The sequence below is a fragment of the Flavobacterium microcysteis genome (assembly GCF_006385255.1).
Taxonomy (GTDB): domain Bacteria; phylum Bacteroidota; class Bacteroidia; order Flavobacteriales; family Flavobacteriaceae; genus Flavobacterium; species Flavobacterium microcysteis.
Genome location: NZ_VFJE01000056.1, coordinates 40585 through 62646 on the forward strand (window position 1 = coordinate 40585; position 22062 = coordinate 62646).

Here is a 22062-nt window from a genome sequence, read left to right on the forward strand (position 1 = left end):
CCTTGAAAAGAACAGTTTTTCTATTTTTTATTTTCGGATTTATAACATTTCTTGGATGCTCAAAGAAAAGACTGAACTATTCGGAAAAAGCAATGGACAGCATTCCGATCTACCTGGTTCTTGCAAATCAGGATTCAGTACCCCATCAAAAAAGATTGGAATATAACAAAAAGGCATTTGATGTTTTTATCAGCCAGGAGAATGACTCGATGAATAGGGTAAACCTCTTCAAGATAGCCAACAGGTATTTCAATATGGGCAATAGGGAAGAATATAAAAAGATTACTCAGATAGTTTTAGGAAAGGCTATAGAACATAATGATACTGTTAGCATAGCCAAAGCATATGGTTATCTTGGAGACTACTATATTTATACATCAAATAAAGACAGTGTGTTTTTCTATTATGCAAAGGCTAAAAAAATATATCAAAAGAGAAATGATAAAATTAATTTAGCAGGAATATATATAAATACTTCAATTGTTCAAGGTTATGAAAAAGATTTTTTAGGAAGCGAACTTTCTGCAATAAAAGCATTGAATGTTTTAAGAGGTACCACTGAAAAATCAAAAATATTTCAGGCGTATAATCTTTTAGGTGTAGTTTCTAGTGAAATGAAAGATTATGAAAAAGCAATAAAAAATTACAACAAAGCTTTGGATTTGGTAAGAGAAAACAATCTTACAGATCTTAATGAGGAAGCAAGAGTGTTGAATAATATAGGGAATGCATATCAACATTTGGATAAGGATAAAATGGCAATTGAGAAATTCCAAGCAGCATTAAAAGATAAAAGCTTATATACTGATCCAAACCTGCATGCTGTTGTGCTAAATAATTTAGCCTATTCAAAATTTAAACTGAAAGACTACTCCCTGCTCCCAGATTTATTTTATAAATCATTAAAAATTAGAGACAGTTTAGGCTTAACCTTGGGGATAGTCTACAATAAGGTTCATCTTTCAGAGTATTATGCTGCGATTGGTGATACTCTAACATCTAGAAGATTTGCCAGAGAGTCTTTAGAACTTTCTAGAGAAATAAGAAGTTACAGAGATGTTTTAAGCGCATTAAATCAGCTGAGTATTGTAGATCCGCAGACAGCATCAATCTATAACGAAGAATATATCAAGATAAATGACAGCCTTCAAATTTCGGAACAAAAAGCGAGAGACAAGTTTGCTAGGATTCGATATGAAACGGATGAGGTAATCCTTGAGAAAGACAAGGCTGTGTTCCAAAAATGGACGGTGTTCTGGATTGCCGTCTCGACTTTGCTTTTTGGGCTGGTTTTCTATGTATTTCGTATTCGCAGATCCAAACAAAGAGAACTATACCTGCTGTTTTCCCAACTAAAGGCTGGCGAAGAAATCTACCGACTGATATCAGAGCGGCATCAAAAATTCGAAGAAGGTCGCAAAAAGGAAAAAAAGCGTATTGCTAAAGAACTCCACGATGGAGTCATGAGCCGGCTTTCTGACATACGGAGCAGTCTGCTTGTCCTGGAAAGCAAAACCGATTCAGAAACGGTCAGACACTGCATCAATCAGGTAGCTGAGATACAGGATGTGGAAAAGGAAGTCAGGAACATAGCCCATGGTTTGGACCGTGATTCATTTTCTACAAAAGGAGATTACCCTGAGATTCTGACGTCAGTAACGGAGGAGTTTGCAAATAAGGCTTCATTAAAAATAGATTTTGAAATCGACAAGACGATAGACTGGAATGCTCTTGATAGCCAGAAAAAGCTGGGCATCTACCAAATTCTTCAGGAATGCCTTCACGCCCTAGGCAAACAAGAGACAGATATAACAATCCGTTTTTATAAAGACAATTCGCTTTTAGTGATGGAGGTCAAAGATGTTGGATTCGATATCAAAAACTATGAAAAAGAACAAATTCTTAAAGGTATAAGCTTAAGGGCGAAAGAAATGGGTGCCGATTTAAGGATAAGCAATATCTTAGATCGAAAAACATTATTAAGGATGACAATGCTAATGAAAACAGACAAAAACTCTTAGTTCTTGAAAAAAACAGTTCTTCTTTTTTTAGGTGTCCTTTTCCTTTTGTCATGTTCGAGGAAAAAGCTGGACTATTCCGAAAAAACGATGGACAGTATTCCGATATATTTGGTTTTGGCAAATGAGGATTCCGTGTCTTACCAAAAAAGAATGGTTTATAACAAAAAAGCCTTTGATGTTTTTATCAATCAGGAAAACGATTCGATGAATAGGGTAAATCTCTTCAAGATTGCCAATAGGTATTTCAATATGGACAATATGGAGGAATATCAAAAGACGACCCGCATAGTTTTAGAAAAAGCAGAAAGGAGTGATGATATTCTTGCAATAGCTAAGGCTTGTTATTATTTAGGAGATTATTATGCCGATATGATGACAAGAAAGGATAGCGCATACTTTTTTATTCCAAATCAGAAAGATTTTATAAAAAAACAAATGACAGTGTTAATTTAGGAAATTTATACCTGAGTCTTGCTAGATTTCAAGGATACGAAAATGATTTTTTAGAGAGCGAAATATCATGTGTAAGAGCACTCAATTTATTAAAAGAATCAAAGGATTACGATAAACTATATGAAATTTATACCTTGCTTGGAATCGTTTCAAAAGAACAGAGATTTTATGATAAGGCTCATGAATATCATCGCAAAGCATTAAGTTTGGTTATAGATAAAAATGTTAAGTGGGGTAGTCATAAAGCAAATTCTCTCAATAATATAGGTAATGTTTATAGAGCACAAAAAAGATATAAAGAAGCTATAGTCTTATTCCGACAGGCGCTGGAAGATAAAACGATGGTTAATAACAGATCAAATTTATATGCCGTATTGTTGGATAACCTGGCATATAGTAAATCCAAAATTAAGGACGACTCAGAACTTCCGGATTTATTTTATGAATCATTAAAAATTAAAGACAGCTTGAATCTGGATTTAGGTATAATTTACACCAAACTACATTTGTCTGAATATTATAGTGAAAAGGGAGATACGGTAAAAGCAAAAAAAAATGCAAAAGAAGCTCTAGATCACTCAAGAAGAATTAAAAAAAACATAGAGATATTAGGTGCTTTGAGTCGGCTTTCGATTGCTGACCCTGCAAAGGCATCAGTATACAGAAAAGAATATATAAGACTTAGTGACAGCCTTCATTTAGAGGAAAGAAAAATAAAGAACAAATTCGCTCGGATCCGGTATGAGACGGACGAAATGATTGTTGAAAAAGACAAGGCTGTATTCCAGAAGTGGACGATGTTCTGGATTGCAGTTTCGGTGCTACTTTCCGGCTTGGTTTTTTATGTCTTCCGTATCCGTAAAACCAAACAACGGGAACTCCTCCTAATCTTGTCAAGACAGAAGGCAGACCAAGAAATCTATCACTTGATATCGGACCGTCATCTGAAATTCGAGCAAGGTCGTGAAAAAGAAAAGAGGCGTGTTGCTAGGGAACTGCATGACGGCGTCTTGAGCAGATTGTCAGATATACGTACGAATCTGCTTGTTCTGGAAAACAAAACCGATTTGGAAACAGTCAGGCACTGTATCAGCCAGGTAGCTGAGATACAGGATGTGGAAAAAGAAGTCAGGGACATAGCCCATGGTTTGGAGCGTGATTCATTTTCTACAAAAAGAGGCTATCAAGAGCTCTTAGAATCGGTAATTATAGGAATGAATCTGAAAATAGACAATACAATAGACTGGGACATCTTTGATAATAGGAAAAAACTAGGCGTCTACCATGTGCTTCAAGAATGTCTTAACTTTATGGACAAGAAAGGGACAAGCGTTGGAATCCATTTTTATAAAGACTCTTCATTCTTAATAATTGAGGTCAATGGTATTAGATTCGATACCGAAGATATTGAAAAGAGACAAGCTCTTAAGAATATAGGCCTAAGGATAAAAGAAATGGACGCTGATTTAATAACAAGCGCTGTTGTAGGAAAAGAAATGGTAATAAAAATAACAGTGCCGCCAGGAACCAATACAAATCAAAATTTTAGACTCTGAAAAAAACAATTTTTCTTTTTTGTGTTACTGGAATTATATCGCTTCTCGGATGCTCTAAGAAAAAATTAGATTTTTCTGAAAAAGCAGCCGACAGTATTTCTATTTGTCTGCATTTAGCATATCAAGATGCGACCCCATATCAGGACAGGCTTTTGTATAATGAAAAAGCTTTGAGGTTAATAATGGATACAAAAAATGATGCTGTGCAGAGATGGAACCTATCTAAAGTAGCCATTAGATATTTCAATCTAAATGAAATGGATAAGTTTCATGAAATTTCCAGAATTCTTCTCAAGAAATCGATTGTTGCCAAAGATAGTTTGAGGATAGCCCTGGCCTATTCAAACATAGGAGAATATTATATGGGAGGAATAGGAAATACTGACAGTTCTTTCGCATATTATAAAAAAGCAGAAAAGGTATATCGGAAACTAGATAAAAAAATAAATTTAGCCTCGACTTATATAAATATTGCCCTTTTACAGAACAAGATAAACGACTATATCAGGAGTGAACACTCTGCTATAAAGGCATTAGAAGTACTGAAAGGAACCTCTGAAGAATATAATATATATGAAGCATATAATTTAATTGCCATTACTGCATTCAGACAAAGAGATTATGAGAGATGTCTCGAATATCATGACAAAGCCTTGCAGGTTGCAAATTCAAATAAACTGCCAAAAGAATTTCATCCGAAAGCAGGGACGTTTAACAATATCGGGACCATATTTCAGGAGAAGAAAGACTTTGAAAAAGCAACAGAATATTATGAAAAAGGTTTAAAAGAATCAGATTTGTTTATAGATAAGCCTACTATCTATGCAATACTTTTGGATAATTTGGCCTATTCTAAATTCTGTGCAAACGATTATTCAGATTTACCGGCATTATTTTATAAGTCATTAAAGATAAGCGATAGCATAAGTTATTATCCGGGGTCAATTTTGTCAAGAATTCGATTGTCTGAATTCTATTTTAAAGTAAAGGACACGACAAAAGCAAAAAAGTATGCTGTTGAGGCACTAAACCTTAGCAGGGAAAGTAAATTAGATGAAAGCTTATTGTTTTCCCTTGAACAGGTAGCGGCAGTCGATGACAAAAAAGCATCGGATTATAGAAAAGAATATATAATGCTTAGCGATAGTATTCATCTTGAAGAAAGAAAAATGCAGAATAAGTTTGCTCGAATCGAATTTGAGACTGATGAGATTGTACTTGAAAAAGATAAGGCCATAATCCAAAAATGGACAGTCTTTTGGATAGCTGTCTCGGTCTTGCTTTCAGGATTGATTTTCTATATTTTTCGCCTTCGCCAATCCAGGCAAAGAGAGTTGCATCTGCTCTTGTCCCGACAGAAGGCAGACGAAGAAATCTATCGCCTAATATCAGAGTACCATCAAAAATTTGATGAAGGCCGAGAAAAAGAAAAGAGGCGTGTTGCAAGGGAGCTGCATGACGGCGTCTTGAGCAGGCTGTTAGGGATACGCAGGAGCTTGCTTGTCCTGGAAAACAAAACCGATTCGGAAACGGTCAGACACTGCATCAATCAGGTAGCTGAGATACAGGATGTGGAAAAAGAAGTTAGGGACATAGCCCATAGTCTGGGTCGTGATTTGTTTTCTCCCAAAAGAGACTATAAGGAGTTTCTGGAATCGGTAATAGAGGAGTTTAGAAATAAAACATCCTTGAAAATCGAATTGGAAATTGACAAGACGATAGACTGGGATGTCTTTGATAGTAGAAAAAAACTGGGAATTTATCATGTACTTCAAGAATGTCTTAACTTTATGGGCAAGAAAGGGACAAGTGTTGAAATCCGTTTTTATAAAAACGTTTCGCTTTTAGTGATGGAGGTTGATGGTAGTGGATTTGATGTTGAAAATATTGAAAAGAGGCAGGTTCTTAAGGATATAGGCATAAGGGCAAAAGAAATGAGTGCTGATTTAAGAATAGATTCTGCAATAGGAAAAGAAATAGTAATAAAAATAATAGTGCCGTCAGGAGTGCACACAAATCAAAATTTTAGGCTTTGAAAAAAACAGTTTTTCTTTTTTTTGTTACTGGAATTATATCGCTTACCGGATGTTCTAAGAAAAAATTAGATCTTTCTGAAAAAGCAACCGACAGTATTTCTATTTGTCTGCGTTTGGCATATCAAGATGCGACCCCATACCAGGATAGGCTTTTGTATAATGAAAAAGCTTTTAGGTTAATAATGGATAAGAAAAATGATAGTGTGCAGAGATTAAACCTGTCGGAAGTTGCCAATAGGTATTTCAACCTAAATGAAATGGATAAGTTTCATGAAATTTCCAGAATTCTTCTCAAGAAATCGATTGCGGGCAAAGATAGTTTAAGAATGGCTCTGGCTTATTCAAACATAGGGGAATATTATATGGGAGGAATAGGAAATGCAGACAGTTCTTTCGCGTATTATAAAAAGGCAGAAAAGTTATATCGGAAACTAAACAAAAAAATAAATTTAGCCACGACTTATATAAACATCGCTATTTTACAGAATAAAATAAACGACTATATCGGAAGTGAGCACTCTGCTATAAAAGCATTAGAAGAGCTAAATGGAACCTCGGAAAAATATAAAGTATATGAAGCTTATAATATAATTGCCATCACGGCTAACATGCAAAGAGATTATAAGAGATGTCTCGAATACCATAACAAAGCCTTACAGGTTGCAAATTCAAATAAATTACCCAAAGAATTTCATCCGATAGCAGGAACGTTTAATAATATAGGTACAGTATTTCAGGATGAGAAAAACTATAAAAAAGCAATAGAGTATTATGAAAAAGCCTTAAAAGAAACAGATCTGTTCATTGACAAACCTACTACCTACGCAATATTTTTGGGTAATTTGGGCTATTCTAAATTCTGTGCAAATGATTATTCAGATTTGCCGGCATTATTTTATAAATCATTAAAAATAAGCGATAGCCTGAGTTATTATCCTGAATCTATTCTGGCAAGGACCCGATTGTCTGAATATTATTTTAAAGTAAAGGACACGGCAAAAGCAAAAAAGTATGCCGTTGAGGCACTAAACCTTAGTAGGGAAAGCAAATTAGATAAAAGTTTATTGTTTTCCCTGAGTCAGGCAGCAGCAGTTGATGACAAAAAAGCATCGGATTATAGAGAAGAATATATAACGCTTAGCGACAGTATTCATCTTGAAGAAAGAAAAATGCAGAATAAGTTTGCTCGGATCGAGTTTGAGACTGACGAGATTGTACTTGAAAAAGATAAGGCTATTGGACAAAAATGGACTATCCTCTGGATTGCTATTTCTGCGTTTTTATCAGGAGTGCTTTTTTATGCCTATAGGATGCAGAGATCTAAGCAACGGGAGCTGGTTTTATTACAGTCACAGCAAAAAGCGGATGAGGAAATCTACCAACTCATACTGGATCAACAGCAGAAATTTGACGAAGGCCGTGAAAAAGAAAAAAAACGTATAGCAAAAGAGCTTCATGATGGTATCATGAATAGATTAGCGAGTATTCGGTTCAACCTTTTTGTTCTTGAAAACAGAACCGATCCGGAAACTATCAAACATTGTATTGGCCAAATAGAACAGATCCAGGAAGTAGAAAAAGAAGTTAAGGATATAGCCCATGATTTAAGTCATGATACTTTTTCTCCTAAAAAAGATTATGAGGAACTTTTAAGATCCTTAGCTTTAGAAGTTGCAAATGCGGCTTCCTTAAAAATTAGCCTTTGGTTTTCCAAATCCATCAAGTGGGAGACGATAAACGCTGTCGTTAAAATGCATATATACAGAATCCTGCAGGAGAGTCTACATAACATTAAGAAACACGCAGCTGCGAAAGAAGTAAGTATAAACATAGCGCAAGAAAGTGAGTTGTTGCACATTGAAATTAAGGATGATGGTGTCGGATTTGATGCAGAGGCCCATTCTTCCGGATTGGGGATTGGAAATATTCAATCAAGGGCAGAAGAAATGAATGGTAGTAGTGAAATTACTTCTTCCAGTGCCGGAACAGTTGTCAGGATTAAGATACCGATATAAAAGAATATCACATGAAACAGTTAGTGCTTATAGTAGATGACCATCCTGCCATGATTGAAGGTTACAAGAGTATTTTGTCATTCAATACTCATGGATACGAATTGGAATTTAAAAGTGCCTACACGAGCGAAGAAGCTTACGGTCTTATTCATGGGAACGACCAGTTTGATATGATTTTTCTTGACCTTTCACTACCGGGCTATTCAGAAAAAGAAATCCATTCAGGTGAAGATCTTATTCCTTATATCAGAAAGTACCAACAACAATCCAAAGTCATTGTTATTACATCACATGCAGAACAGTTTTTGCTTTATCAGATTTATAAAAAAACAAATCCTGATGGAATTTTTATAAAGAGTGACTTCTCTTCAAAAGAATTTCTTGTTGCTTTTGATGCTGTTGTTCAGGGTGAGAAATATTATACCCAAACGATGAAAGAAACACTAAAAAAAATTAACAACAGTAACTTTTATCTTGATAGTATCGATATGCAACTGATATCCTTGCTTGCACAGGGTATGAAAAGCAAAGGACTTATGGAACATCTACCGCTTTCTTTAAGTGCTATTGACAAACGAAAACAAAGAATAAGGGAGTTTTTTGGTATTGAAAAAGGAAATGATGAAGATATTGTTAGAGAAGCCAAAAAACAAAAATTTGTATAAGAAAAATCTTGTAAATCTATCATTTTTTTAGATTGTTTTATTTTTTTAGGAAGAGAATAAAAGACTTTTTTTAGGAATCAAAAGAACAGTCATCTTTTGTGTCAATAGATTTACTATTTTTGGAAACAAACTTTAAGACTATTGAAAAAATACTACCTCCTCTTTTTCGTCATTGGTCTGTTACTTCTTGGATGCTCAAAGAAAAAAGAAAAATTTTCTGAAAAAAGCATATCCGATACTCTTGCTACTTATCTAACTCTTGCAAATGAAGATACTATTGCTTATGAGGATAGGCTGTCGTATAACAAAAAAGCATTTGCCATTTTAATCAATCAGGATAATGATTCTTTAAATAGGTTAAGTCTTTTTAAAGTGGCTAATAGGTATTTTAATATGAATAATTTTGAGGAGTATCATAAAGTAGTTCAAATAATTTTAGAAAAATCTAAAAGTAGCCGAGATACTGTGAATATTGCTAAGTCCTATTCTTATTTAGGGGATTATTATTCAAATACAATTCAAAAGGATAGTGCCTATTCATACTATAAAAAAGCAGAAAAAATTTATCAAAAACTAAATGATAAAGGGAATCTTGCAAGTGTCTATATCAATACAGCCATTATTCAAAGTTATGAAAATGATTTTTTTGGAAGTGAACTTTCTGCGATAAAGGCATTGAATGTACTAAGGGATGAAGGAGATATAAATAAAATCTATGATACATATAATCAGCTTGGTTTTGTATCTACAGAATTGAAAGATTATGAAAAAGCATTAGAATATCATACAAAAGCATTAAATATAGGGCTTAAAAATAATGCAAACGATCCTTTTCAAAAAATAAGTTCATTGAATAATATAGGGAACGTTTATCAACGCGAAAATAAAGACAAATTGGCGATTGAAAAATTTAAAGAAGCTATAAAAGATATAGAATCAATAGATAACAAATCGTATCTGCATGCTATACTATTAGATAATTTGGCTTATTCTAAATTTAAGATTAAAGATTTTTCAGGCTTACCAGATTTATTTTATCAATCATTAAAAATACGGGATAGTTTAAATATGGGAGTTGGAATAATTTATGTAAAGATCCATTTGTCAGAATACTATTTCGAAAAAAAGGATTCCTTAACTTCTCAAAAATTTGCAAAAGAGGCTCTAGATCTTTCTAAGCAAATAAAAAACTACAGAGCGGTTTTAGCATCATTAAAGCAGGCTGGAATTGTTAGTCCAAAAGAATCTTTGATGTATTCTGCGGAATATATAAAAATTAATGATAGTCTTCAAAATGCCGAACGAAAATCTAAAGACAGATTTGCCAGGATAGAATACGAAACTGATGAAATCATTCAGCAAAAAGACAAATTAGCAGAGCAAAACAGAAACATACTTTTCTTTTTCGGGCTGGTTGTAATGATTGGAATTCTTCTTTTTGTAATCAAAAACCAGCGTTCCAAAACAAAAGAGTTGATGCTAAAACAAGCACAGCAGAAAGCCAACGAGGATATCTATAACTTGATGCTTTACCAGCAAAATAAGATAGAAGAAGGAAGGGCAAATGAAAAGGTGAGGATTGCGCAAGAACTTCACGACGGTATTTTGGGAAGATTATTTGGTGCTCGCCTGAATCTGGATAGTTTAAATAAAAGACAGGATGACGAAGCCATTGTTAGCAGAAATAACTATCTCGTTGAGCTTAAAAATATTGAGCAGGACATCCGCGAAATCTCACATGATCTTAATCGTGAGAAATATGCCTTAAACAATAATTTTATTGGAATTGTAAACAACCTGATAGAACAGCAGGAAACAGTTTCCCAGGCGAAAGTTTCTTTTGTGGTTGATATGGAAATTGAATGGGAAAAGATTGAAAACTACATCAAAATTAATTTATACCGAATTCTTCAGGAAGCGTTACTAAACATAAACAAATATGCCCAAGCCGAAAATGTCAGGATTGAGATTTTAAAACAAGAGAAAACATTAAAATTGACTGTGACAGATGATGGAGTAGGATTCTCAGTAAGTAAAAAGAGTAAAGGTATTGGCCTTCAGAATATGCTTTCAAGAGCAAAAGCTTGCGAAGCGGTTTTTGATATCAAGTCAAAAATAGGTAAAGGAACCACTATAACGGTTGTGTTTCCAATGGAAACTAATCAAAAATAACACACATAACACCATGGCAAAAAAACTAAACATTCTAATTGTTGACGATCACCCGTTTATTATTGAAGCATACAAGAATACTATTGCTGGCTACCACCCGGCAGAATTCGAGTTCAATATCACGCAGGCAAACGATTGCAAATCGGCGTATGAAATTCTGACCAGTCCGACAATGATTCCCTATGATGTGGCGTTTTTTGACATCAGTATGCCGCCTTATCAGGAAAAGAATATTCTTTCTGGAGAGGATTTGGCTAAGTTGATGAAGACTGTTTTGCCTTCCTGCCGAGTGATACTTCTAACCATGCACACGGAGTCATTAAAAATTAACAACATTATCAAGACTATAAACCCGAACGGGCTTATCATCAAAAATGACCTGACTTTTGATGAACTTCTCATCGCATTTGATAAGATATTAAAAAACGAAAACTATTATAGCCAGACGGTTGTCAAGTTTGTAAGCCAACAATCTAGCGACAGTAACCTAATTGATGAATACGACCGTCAGATATTGTATCATCTGTCAAGAGGAGTAAAGACCAAAAACATTCCTTTGCATACGCCGCTGTCTTTGATTGCTGTCGAAAAAAGAAAATTAAACCTGAAAGATTTATTTAAAATTAAGGGTGGAAATGACGAAGATCTTATTAACGAGGCCAGACTTAGAGGATTCATCTAAAATAATGTTTGGTAATATCCATTGATACGGTTTTACCGTAAAATATATGCGGGAAAACCGCAAACAGCCTGCATTAAATAGCTGTAATTTAGCAATGTAATTTTGAGTTAGAATAAATTAGGGGGTATACCTATTTTATTTCATTTCTTCGAAAAAAAAGCTGCCTGAAAAGGCAGCTTTTTTATTGCACTCAAATAAGGATTACGGGAAAACCGTAAAACAAATGCGGGAAAACCGCAAACAACTATGTACTGTAATGGCTAGTTTTACACTGTAATCAAAAACGTCTTTTTTAAAGAGCCGGAAGCAAAGTAAGTAGCAAAAAAAAATAATGATATTACCCTTTTGTCAGCCCCCAAGATTGACTTAACCTACATAAATCAATTGGCTGCTTGCGATTCCAAAAAAAATAAAAATGCGGTAACTCCCCAAAGTGCCGCTTTTTTTATGCTCTTAAAGTTTTTGAATTACGGCTAAACCGTAAAACAAATGCGGGAAAACCGCAAACACCATAAGTGTCTGTTGAATAATTTAGCTTTTAGGAATTAAGAAAGAATTAGATGAAGATTAAGACGATAATTATAATAGCCAGTTTAACAGCTTTGCTTTGTTGCAAGAGTGAAACCAATGTGAAAAATACAAGGCAGAACATAGTCAGTATTAAGACCAAAGATTCATCCAAACAGCAGAAAAATTTTGTTGTGAAAGACAATGAGTATTTTTTGTTGAACGGCAGAAAAAATGATTAATCTTTTGAACGTTAGAATTTTAAAATAATGTTTGTTCTTTTTTACGGGAAAACCGTAAAACAAATGCGGGAAAACCGTAAACAACTAATGACTTACTAATGTAGTTTTACAGTGTAATAAAGTATAAGTTTTTTCATTGAAGAGATTAAAAGTAAACCCAAGAACGCCATAAGCAGTAAACACGAGTAATACCACCCTTTTGTTAGCCCCCAAATGGCTTAAACCTACAAAACAACTGCTTATCCAATTGGAAAAATAAAAAAAGCGATGATCCCCAACCATCGCTTTTTTTTATGCATTTTTTTCAGATTAGCTGTCAAGAGCATTCCAACCTCGTGCTTTCAAAGGAATTTTTGTGTTGGCTCTTGTAACCAAATGTATGCCTTCGCTTTCTGGAGTCATATGTCCAATAACGGTAAAATTTGGATTTCCTTTAATTTTATCGAAGTCATCCATAGAAATCGTAAAGAGAAGCTCATAGTCTTCACCTCCGTTTATGGCAACCGTAGTGCTGTCGATGTTGAATTCTTCGCAGACACTGATTAATTGTGGATCCAATGGCAGTTTCTCTTCATATAAGTTACATCCGACCCCAGATTGTTTGCAGATATGGATGATTTCTGAAGATAATCCGTCAGAGATATCAATCATCGAAGTTGGTTTTACTTCCAAAGCATGCAATAAGGTCCTGATGTCTTTTCGTGCTTCCGGTCTTAGCTGCCTTTCTATGATATAAGTATAAGCCTCCAGATCGGGTTGGCTATTCGGGTTTACCTGAAATACTTGTTTTTCTCTTTCCAAAACCTGTAATCCCATATAAGCAGAACCAATATCGCCTGTAACGACAAGAAGGTCATTGGATTTTGCACCATTCCTATAGACTAATTCCGATTCATCAGCTTCACCTATTGCAGTAATGCTGATTATCAATCCTTTTTGGGAAGAAGTGGTGTCACCGCCAATCACATCTACATTATATTCTTTAGCAGCCAAAGCAATACCGTCGAATAATTCCTCAAGCGCTTCCAAAGGAAAACGGTTAGAGACAGCTACTGAAACAGTAATCTGTGTAGGCTTGGCATTCATAGCATAAATGTCGGATACATTTACGACAACCGATTTATATCCCAAATGCCTTAAAGGCATATAAGCCAAATCAAAATGGACGCCTTCAATAAGCAGATCGGTTGAAACGACAGCCTTTTTATCTTTAAAATCCAAAACCGCTGCATCGTCTCCAATTCCTTTGAAGGTAGACGGTTGGCTGATTTCGAAATGTTTTGTTAGATGTTTTATAAGCCCGAATTCTCCTAATTCAGACAAGCTTGTTCGTTGTGGATTTTTATCTTCAATCATTTTAAATTCTATAATAAGAACTGCAAAGGTACGAAGTTTGAAATTGTCAGTAAATCTTAAAGTTTATTTGTTAAAAACGCCTATTTTTAAAAATAGATTGCTGAAATGTGTAACAAAAAAAGCAATCTTTCCACTAACCAATTATAATCAACCAAAATATTTACAAATTATGAAGCTTAAAATTAATAACTTAAGTAAGACGTATAAAAATGGCGTTAAGGCTTTAGATAGCTTGAATCTGGAAATTGGTTCCGGGATGTTTGGACTTTTAGGACCAAATGGTGCGGGAAAATCTTCTTTAATGCGAACTATTGCTACTTTGCAGAAACCAGACTCCGGAACGATTGAATTTGATGGAATCAATGTACTGGAAGATAATATTGCTTTAAGAAAAATTTTGGGCTACCTGCCACAGGAATTTGGTGTTTATCCGAATATGTCGGCAGAAAAACTTTTGGATTATTTTGCAAGACTAAAAGGGATTTCTTCAAAATCAGAAAGAAAAGAATTGGTAAAGAAAGTTTTGGAAGTAACCAATCTTTACGAACAAAGAAATAAATCCGTGAGCGGCTATTCAGGTGGTATGAAGCAGCGTTTCGGAATTGCACAATTACTTTTGAATAATCCTAAATTAATCATAGTTGATGAGCCAACGGCTGGTTTGGATCCGGCAGAACGCCATCGTTTCCTAAATGTTTTGAGAGAAATAGGAACCAACCATACGGTTATTTTTTCTACGCACATCGTGGATGACGTAAAAGAATTATGTCACGAAATGGCTATCTTGAACGGAGGGAAAATCCTCTCTCAAGGAACTCCGGAACAAGCTGAAGAAAGACTGAAAGGGCAAATCTGGACAAAAGTGATTGTCCGTGAAGAATTGGATACTTATGAGCGTGATTTTAACGTGATCTCATCAAAATATAACCAGGATAATACTTTAAATATTAAAGTTTATAGCAGTGAAAAACCGGATGAGACGTTTGTCGCAGCCGCACCGCAATTGGAAGACGTATATTTTGTAGCACTTAAATCTGACCAATAATATGTTTTCTACGATATTTAATTTTGAATTAAAACGATGGTTCAGGAACCCTTCGTTTTATATATTCGCAGCGCTGTTTTTTGGGATGTCTTTCCTTTTTGCAGCTGCGAGCTTTGGTGTTTTTGATGATTTGACCGCAGCGAGAAGTTCTAATGCCTATGCCAATTCGCCTACGGCTTTGAACGGTTTTATCAACGCAATGAATGTCTTGATTTACTTCTTGCTACCTATCATTGTGGGTTCTTCTGTATACAGAGACTTCAGGTTCAATATGCATACGATATTGTTCTCATATCCTTTTACAAAACTGGATTACATTGCCGGGAAATTTTTAAGTTCCCTGTTTGTTGTCATTCTTATAACGCTGACTATTATTTTAGGTTTGGTTGCAGCATCGTTGCTTCCGTGGGTGAATCATGATTTGCTGTTGCCCTTTAATCCGGTAGCCTATGCTCAGATTTACCTAATCTATATCATCCCGAACCTATTCATTTTTGGTGTTCTTATTTTTGCATTAGTTACGATTACCCGAAATATTTCCGTTGGATTTATCGGGGTTATCCTGGTGTTGCTATTACAGGTAATACTTTCCAGTTTTACACAAGACACGGATAACAGATATGTCGTGGCTTTATGGGAACCTTTTGGAATGGAAGCAGCCGGCTATTATACGAAATACTGGACCATTGCTGAGCAAAACGAAAATCTATTACCATTTGAAGGTGTAATCATCTATAACAGACTTATCTGGATAGGAATCTCTCTAGTTATTCTGGGTCTACTTTATCGTTATTTCTCATTTAGCCAAACGGCACTGACCATTGGGAAAAGTAAGAAAGGCGAAAGAGCTGTCAAGAATAATTTTGGAGGAATCACAAGAATCGAACTTCCGGTTGTAAAATTTGATTTCTCAAACTGGCAGAATTTTAAAACAGCCTGGAGCTTGTCAAATGTAGACTTGAAATTTATTTTAAGAAACTGGGCTTTTATCGTCATTGCTATTGTAGGGCTTCTTTTCTTATTGCTGGTTTCTATCTCTACTGGTAATATTTTCGGGACTGATACGTATCCGGTGACCTGGCAGATGCTTGAGATTTCTGGCGGTTCGTTTACACTTTTTATTAACGTATTGACATTCTTATTTGCCGGTATATTGATCCATAGAGCAGATACATCAAGAATGAGTCACTTGATTGATGTGACGCCAATCCCGAACTGGGTATTGCTATTCTCAAAGTTTATAGCCATAGTAAAAATGCAGATTACGCTTCTGATTCTGATTTTGATAGCAGGTGTGTTAATCCAATCCTATCATGGTTATTATAATTTTGAATTTGGGCATTATATGTTTGAATTGTATGGTATAAAAATATTCCATTTTATAGCTTGGGCTTTTATGGCCGTATTCATTCAGACGATTTTCAAGAACTATTTGTTAGGGTTCTTTGTCTTGATGCTTCTTTCTATTGGTTTGCAGTTTTTACCGCAATTGGGAGTCGAGCAGGATATCTTCAGGTTTAATTCTGATACAGGCTATGCTTATTCAGATATGAACGGATACGGGCATTCATTAAACAGCTATTATCTGTATAAGCTGTATTGGATCTTGTTAGGAATAGTCTTGTTTTGCGTGGCATTGTTATTCTGGAAACGCGGAATCCCGATGTCAATCAAAGAAAGATTTTCTAACGCCAAAAAACGCTTTACTCCAAAATTGGCAATCCCAATGATAGTAGCGTTGGTAGGTTTCGTAGCGATAGGAAGTGCTGTTTATTATGAAAATAACATCAGAAATCCATACTATTCTCAGAAGGAAAATGAAAAACAGGCTGTAGAATGGGAAAAGAAATATAAGAAATACGAGCACTATGCTCAGCCAAGAATTACGGATATCAATGTTAATATGGATATTTATCCAAAAAGCAGAGATTTCAAGGCTAAAGGTTACTATTTCTTAAAGAATAAATCAAAAGAAACTATCGATTCGCTATTCCTGAATTATAACGGATACGAAAGCAAGTTCAGCTTCAACAAAGAAGCACAGTTGGTTTCAAAAGATACAGTGTTTCACTTTAATATCTATAAGCTGAAAACGCCTTTGGCACCGGGTGATTCCATAAAAATGGAATTTGAAGTATACAATAAGCCAAATACTTTTATTACCAGCCATTCTCCGGTTTTAGAAAATGGTACATTCATCAACAATAGCTATTTCCCTTCTATAGGATATTCAGATAGCGGTGAACTTTGGGATGATGAAACAAGAGCAAAATACGGATTGAAGCCAAAAGAAAGAATGGCCAAGCCGACAGATAGCATAGCCCGACAGAATACGTATATTTCTAATGATGCTGACTGGGTTAATTTTGAAACGACTGTAAGTACTTCAGACGATCAGATTGCTATTGCACCGGGTTATTTGGAGAAACAATGGAAAGAAAACGGCAGAAGTTATTTCCATTACAAGATGGATCAAAAAATGCTGAATTTCTATGCATACCAATCGGCACGATATGAAGTGAAAAAAGACAAATGGAAAGATGTCAACATTGAAATCTATTATCAAAAAGGTCACGAATACAATATAGATCGAATGATAAAAGGAGTCAAGAAATCATTGGAATATTACACTGAAAATTTTGGACCATACCAGCACAAGCAAGCACGAATTATTGAGTTTCCAAGGACAGGTGGCGGTTTTGCGCAATCTTTTGCCAATACAATCCCTTATTCTGAAGCCGTTGGTTTTATCGCCCATGTTAAGGATGAAGATGAAAATGCAGTTGATTATCCATTTTCTATAACGGCGCATGAAATGGCACACCAATGGTGGGCACATCAGGTGATTGGTGCCAACGTACAGGGAGCAACGCTTATGTCTGAAAGTTTGTCAGAATACAGCTCGCTGAAAGTATTAGAGCATGAATACGGAAAATCGCAGATGAGAATGTTCCTAAAAGATGCATTAGACAGCTATTTAATAGGAAGGACTTTTGAAAGCAAGAAGGAGCAACCGTTAATGTATAACGAAAACCAACAGTATATCCACTATAACAAAGGATCTTTAGTCTTGTATGCTTTGAGCGATTATATAGGCGAAAAGAATATGAACAATGCTTTGAAGAAATATTTGCAGAAAGTAGCTTATCAGGAAGCACCATATACCAATTCGATAGAATTTGTGTCTTATCTGAATGAAGCAACTCCAGATTCTTTGAAATACATGATCAAGGATATGTTTGAGACAATTACGCTCTATGATAACCGTATAAAAGGAGTCTCTTCCAAAAAACTTCCTAACGGCAAGTATGAAGTGACGATTGAAGCGCTAGTGAGTAAATACCGCTCAGATGAAAAAGGGAACAGAATATTTAAGGATCCTGCAGGCAAAACACTTACTTATAAAGGTAAGGGCGATAAGCACGCAATAGAATCTTATCCTATGAATGATTATGTTGAGGTGGGTGTATTTGGAGAACAAACCGTAAAAGGCAAGACCAAAGAAAAAGAACTTTATCTCAAGAAGTATAAGATTGATAAGATTGACAATAAGTTTGTCATTGTAGTCGATGAAAAACCGGTAGAGGTTGGAATTGATCCATACAATAAGCTTATTGATACTAAATCTGATGATAATAGGAGAAAGCTTTAAATAAGCCCATTTCCTAATAAAACAAGGCCTGCAGTCCATTCCGACTGTAGGCTTTTTTTATGAGAATAAAAAAAATACAAAATAAAAAATACTGCTGACAAACTGTTGTCACTAGCCCCATTTACCTTTGACATGTAACAATAAAAAACAAAAAAAATTATGAACGCAACAGCTCAAGCACCGCAGATTATTACTAAAGAAAATTTATTAAGACATTGGCAAGGACACCGCGGATTAACCCGTCGTGTTATTGAAGCTTTCCCGGAAAAAGAATTTTTTGAATTCTCTATTGGAGGAATGAGAACCTTCGCACAATTGACCTCAGAACTTTTAGCAATCGCTTCTCCTGCTTTGAAAGGAATTGTAGAGCGCGATGAAAAGCCTTACATTGAGAATGCGGATAATGGAACTACAAAGGCAGATTATTTACGCAAGTGGGATGAAGCTACTGAGGAAATCAATAAATACTGGAGTTTATTGGATGTAGCAGATTTCAGCGAAAAATTCAATCTTTTCGGGCAATATGAATTCCCGATTATTGACAATATTTTCTATTTTATCGATAATGAAATCCACCACAGAGGACAAGGTTACGTTTATTTAAGAGCCTTGAATATTGAACCACCATTCTTCTGGGAAAGATAATATTAAAGTCTCGAACGGGTTTTAGAAATAATTTCTGAAACCCGTTCTTTTAATCTCTCAGGTTCCAAAATCGTCGCATAATCACCATAGGTCATAAACCATCGGCAAAAACCTTCTTCAATATCCCGTGACATAAAAGTCATTTCAACATTCCCGTCATTTATTTCTTTTTGAGAAACAAATCCGTGATGTTTTTTTTGCGTAGCGATATACTTCGAGATTTTTTTAGGTACTACAATTCTAACTTTAGTAGTGCTGTACTTCTGCAGATCATTTTGCAAATAAGCTTCCAGATCCGGATGCTCAATAGTAAATGGTTTGTCTGTCTGTTTGATTTGATGAATCCTATCAGCCCTAAACTGACGGTAATCGTTTCGTAAATGACAAAAGCCTAAAGTGTACCAATTTTCATTTTCATGAAAAACCCCAACAGGTTCAATAAGTCTTTCGGTCGGGTCATCAGCTTCTATAGCCAGATAAGTCAAAATAACCTGCGTTTTTTCCGCAATGCTTTTAAAAAGTAAGGCCAGTGCATTTGGAGCTTTTTCATTAAACAGTTTTCTGGCAGGCTGCATCAAGACATTAGTTTCTATAGTTGAAATCCAGTCTTTGTCAGAACTTTTCAATACAGCTTTCAATTTAAAAGCAGCAGAGGTATAATGATTGTGGAGCTCTTTGTCTGTAAATTTTTCCATGAGTTTTTCGGCCGCAATAAAACTGCTGGCTTCTTCACGGGTAAACATAACGGGCGGCAGACGGTAACCATCAAGCAGCGAATAGCCAACACCGGCTTCGCTATAGATAGGCACACCAGATGCTTCCAAAGTGCGGATGTCCCTATAAATTGTCCTTAGGCTTACCTCAAAACGATCGGCAAGCTCTTGCGCCCGGACAATTTTTTTGGACTGCAATTGAATAAGGATTGCTACAATCCTGTCAAATCTTTTTGGAGACTCGTCCATCATAATTAAAAAACTAATGATCAAATATACGCCAAAACAAAAAACCTCGACAACTTTCGCCATCGAGGTTTTTCTCTATTTTTAAAACTAGTCGTTCAGTTTCAAAACCGCCATAAAAGCTTCTTGCGGAATTTCAACATTACCTACTTGTCTCATGCGTTTTTTACCTTTTTTCTGTTTTTCCAACAGCTTTCTCTTACGGGAAATATCACCACCATAACATTTTGCGGTAACGTCTTTTCTCAACGCCTTGATAGTCTCACGTGCAATAATTTTAGCTCCAATAGCTGCCTGGATTGGAATATCAAACTGTTGTCTCGGGATCAGCTCGCGTAGTTTTTCGGTCATTTTTTTACCGATATTGTAAGCATTGTCTTCATGAATCAAAGCAGAAAGTGCATCAACACCTTGTGCATTCAATAAAACATCAAGCTTAACCAATTTCGAAGTCCTCATTCCGATTGGTGAGTAGTCAAAAGAAGCATATCCTTTTGAGATTGTTTTCAATCGGTCGTAAAAATCAAATACGATTTCAGCCAGAGGCATATCAAATGAAAGTTCAACACGGTCTGTTGTCAGATACGTCTGGTTGGTAATAACACCACGCTTTTCAATACATAGTGACATTACGTTTCCAACAAAGTCTGATTTGGTAATAATGGTTGCCTTGATATACGGTTCTTCAACACGGTCCAGTTTAGAAGGTTCCGGAAGATCAGAAGGGTTATTAACCACAAGGGCTTTTTCAGGTTCTTTCTTAGTATAAGCCAAATAAGAAACGTTAGGAACAGTAGTGATTACGGTCATGTCGAATTCACGTTCCAAACGCTCTTGTATAATTTCCATGTGTAGCATTCCTAAGAATCCGCAACGGAAACCAAATCCTAGTGCGGCAGAACTTTCAGGAGTAAAGACAAGTGAAGCGTCATTCAGCTGTAATTTTTCCATCGAAGCTCTCAAATCTTCATAATCTTCGGTATCAACAGGGTAAATTCCGGCAAAAACCATCGGTTTTACATCCTCAAATCCTGTAATCATATTGGTTGTAGGCGTTTTTGCATCGGTCAATGTATCACCTACTTTTACTTCTTTTGCTTCCTTGATTCCGGAAATCAAATAACCAACATCACCGGCAGAAATCATAGGTTTCGGAACCTGATTTAGTTTCAATGTGCCAATTTCATCAGCAAAATACTCATTTCCGGTTGCCATAAATTTAATCTTCTGGCCTTTTTTGATTTGTCCGTTAATAACCCTGAAAATTACTTCAATACCTCGGAAAGGATTGTAGACAGAGTCAAAAATAAGTGCCTGCAAAGGTTCTTCAGGATCTCCTTTTGGCGGTGGAACTCTTTCAATAATTGCAGCAAGGATGTCTTCTACGCCTAATCCGGTTTTTCCCGAAGCGTGAATGATTTCTTCCAATTTACAGCCTAACAGGTCAACAATATCATCACTTACTTCCTCTGGATTAGCGCTTGGAAGGTCAACTTTGTTCAAAACAGGAATAATTTCCAAATCATTTTCCAAAGCCAGGTATAAGTTTGAAATAGTCTGTGCCTGGATGCTTTGTGCCGCATCGACAATCAAAAGCGCACCTTCGCAAGCCGCAATTGAACGGGAAACTTCATATGAAAAGTCTACGTGTCCCGGAGTGTCGATAAGGTTCAGGATATAGTCTTCACCTTTATAGTGATATTCCATCTGGATCGCATGGCTTTTTATCGTAATACCTCGCTCACGCTCAAGGTCCATATTGTCAAGCAATTGTGCCTTTTCTTCGCGGGCAGTTACGGTTCTTGTCGCACCCAGCAAACGGTCGGCAAGCGTACTTTTTCCGTGATCGATATGTGCAATAATGCAAAAATTCCTAATATGTTTCATCTTCGTTTTATATCAATTTTATTCAGGCCATAGCCTATATCTTGACTGTTGAGCAAGATTATCCTTCATTCTCCACTTTATTTCCTTAAAGATAAGGAATTAATCGGCAAATATAGTTTTTTAGTTTTTAAGTTAAAAGTGGAATTTTTGAAGAAAAATAAGCCATTAT

General features: G+C 35.6%; 14 protein-coding genes. 11 read left to right on the forward strand and 3 right to left on the reverse strand.

What is annotated here, in order from left to right; all coding sequences use genetic code 11:
* Positions 1–2: 2 nt before the first annotated feature.
* The 8 genes from FJA49_RS13920 to FJA49_RS13955 all read left to right on the forward strand — a co-directional run bounded on the left by FJA49_RS13920 (position 3) and on the right by FJA49_RS13955 (position 11600).
* Entirely contained in the window at positions 3–2021 is a 2019-nt protein-coding gene (locus FJA49_RS13920; RefSeq protein WP_140001541.1) for a tetratricopeptide repeat-containing sensor histidine kinase, read from the forward strand.
* Between the two features lie 3 nt (positions 2022–2024).
* Positions 2025–2474, forward strand: a complete 450-nt coding sequence (locus tag FJA49_RS13925; RefSeq protein WP_140001542.1) for a hypothetical protein — start codon at positions 2025–2027, stop codon at positions 2472–2474.
* Positions 2475–2608: 134 nt separating this feature from the next.
* Positions 2609–4030: a tetratricopeptide repeat-containing sensor histidine kinase gene (locus tag FJA49_RS13930; protein ID WP_140001543.1), complete on the forward strand. Its 1422-nt coding sequence runs from the start codon at positions 2609–2611 to the stop codon at positions 4028–4030.
* A 152-nt stretch (positions 4031–4182) separates the two neighbouring features.
* Positions 4183–6066, forward strand: coding sequence for a tetratricopeptide repeat-containing sensor histidine kinase (locus FJA49_RS13935; RefSeq protein ID WP_140001544.1), 1884 nt, complete (start codon positions 4183–4185; stop codon positions 6064–6066).
* Positions 6063–8081, forward strand: a complete 2019-nt coding sequence (locus FJA49_RS13940) for a tetratricopeptide repeat-containing sensor histidine kinase (protein WP_140001545.1) — start codon at positions 6063–6065, stop codon at positions 8079–8081. Before FJA49_RS13935 ends, FJA49_RS13940 begins: the two co-directional genes overlap by 4 nt.
* Positions 8082–8092: 11 nt before the next feature.
* Positions 8093–8746, forward strand: coding sequence for a response regulator (locus FJA49_RS13945; RefSeq protein WP_140001546.1), 654 nt, complete (start codon positions 8093–8095; stop codon positions 8744–8746).
* Positions 8747–8887: 141 nt separating this feature from the next.
* Positions 8888–10918 carry a tetratricopeptide repeat-containing sensor histidine kinase gene (locus FJA49_RS13950; RefSeq protein ID WP_233590173.1) on the forward strand — a complete coding sequence of 677 codons (2031 nt, stop codon included), beginning with the start codon at positions 8888–8890 and terminating at the stop codon, positions 10916–10918.
* A 13-nt stretch (positions 10919–10931) separates the two neighbouring features.
* Complete coding sequence (locus tag FJA49_RS13955; protein WP_140001547.1) at positions 10932–11600, forward strand: response regulator; 669 nt, start codon at positions 10932–10934, stop codon at positions 11598–11600.
* Positions 11601–12658: 1058 nt separating this feature from the next.
* Here the strand turns inward: FJA49_RS13955 and thiL are convergent.
* On the reverse strand, positions 12659–13705 hold the full coding sequence (gene thiL / locus FJA49_RS13960) for a thiamine-phosphate kinase (RefSeq protein ID WP_140001548.1): 1047 nt from the start codon (positions 13703–13705) through the stop codon (positions 12659–12661).
* Between the two features lie 169 nt (positions 13706–13874).
* Here thiL and FJA49_RS13965 point away from each other — a divergent pair, with 169 nt between their 5' ends.
* From FJA49_RS13965 to FJA49_RS13975, 3 genes are all read left to right on the forward strand, one after another.
* Positions 13875–14750 carry an ABC transporter ATP-binding protein gene (locus FJA49_RS13965; protein ID WP_140001549.1) on the forward strand — a complete coding sequence of 292 codons (876 nt, stop codon included), beginning with the start codon at positions 13875–13877 and terminating at the stop codon, positions 14748–14750.
* Position 14751: 1 nt separating this feature from the next.
* The gene (locus FJA49_RS13970) at positions 14752–18402 is read left to right on the forward strand and encodes a M1 family aminopeptidase (protein WP_140001550.1); all 3651 of its coding nucleotides are present in this window, start codon (positions 14752–14754) and stop codon (positions 18400–18402) included.
* A 159-nt stretch (positions 18403–18561) separates the two neighbouring features.
* A complete protein-coding gene (locus FJA49_RS13975) occupies positions 18562–19047 on the forward strand; it encodes a DinB family protein (protein ID WP_140001551.1) in 486 nt (161 codons plus the stop codon).
* Between the two features lie 2 nt (positions 19048–19049).
* Here FJA49_RS13975 and FJA49_RS13980 read toward each other — a convergent pair whose 3' ends face one another.
* On the reverse strand, positions 19050–20012 hold the full coding sequence (locus FJA49_RS13980; RefSeq protein WP_199758391.1) for a helix-turn-helix transcriptional regulator: 963 nt from the start codon (positions 20010–20012) through the stop codon (positions 19050–19052).
* An 84-nt stretch (positions 20013–20096) separates the two neighbouring features.
* A complete protein-coding gene (gene lepA, locus FJA49_RS13985; RefSeq protein WP_140001552.1) occupies positions 20097–21893 on the reverse strand; it encodes a translation elongation factor 4 in 1797 nt (598 codons plus the stop codon).
* Positions 21894–22062 lie beyond the last annotated feature (169 nt).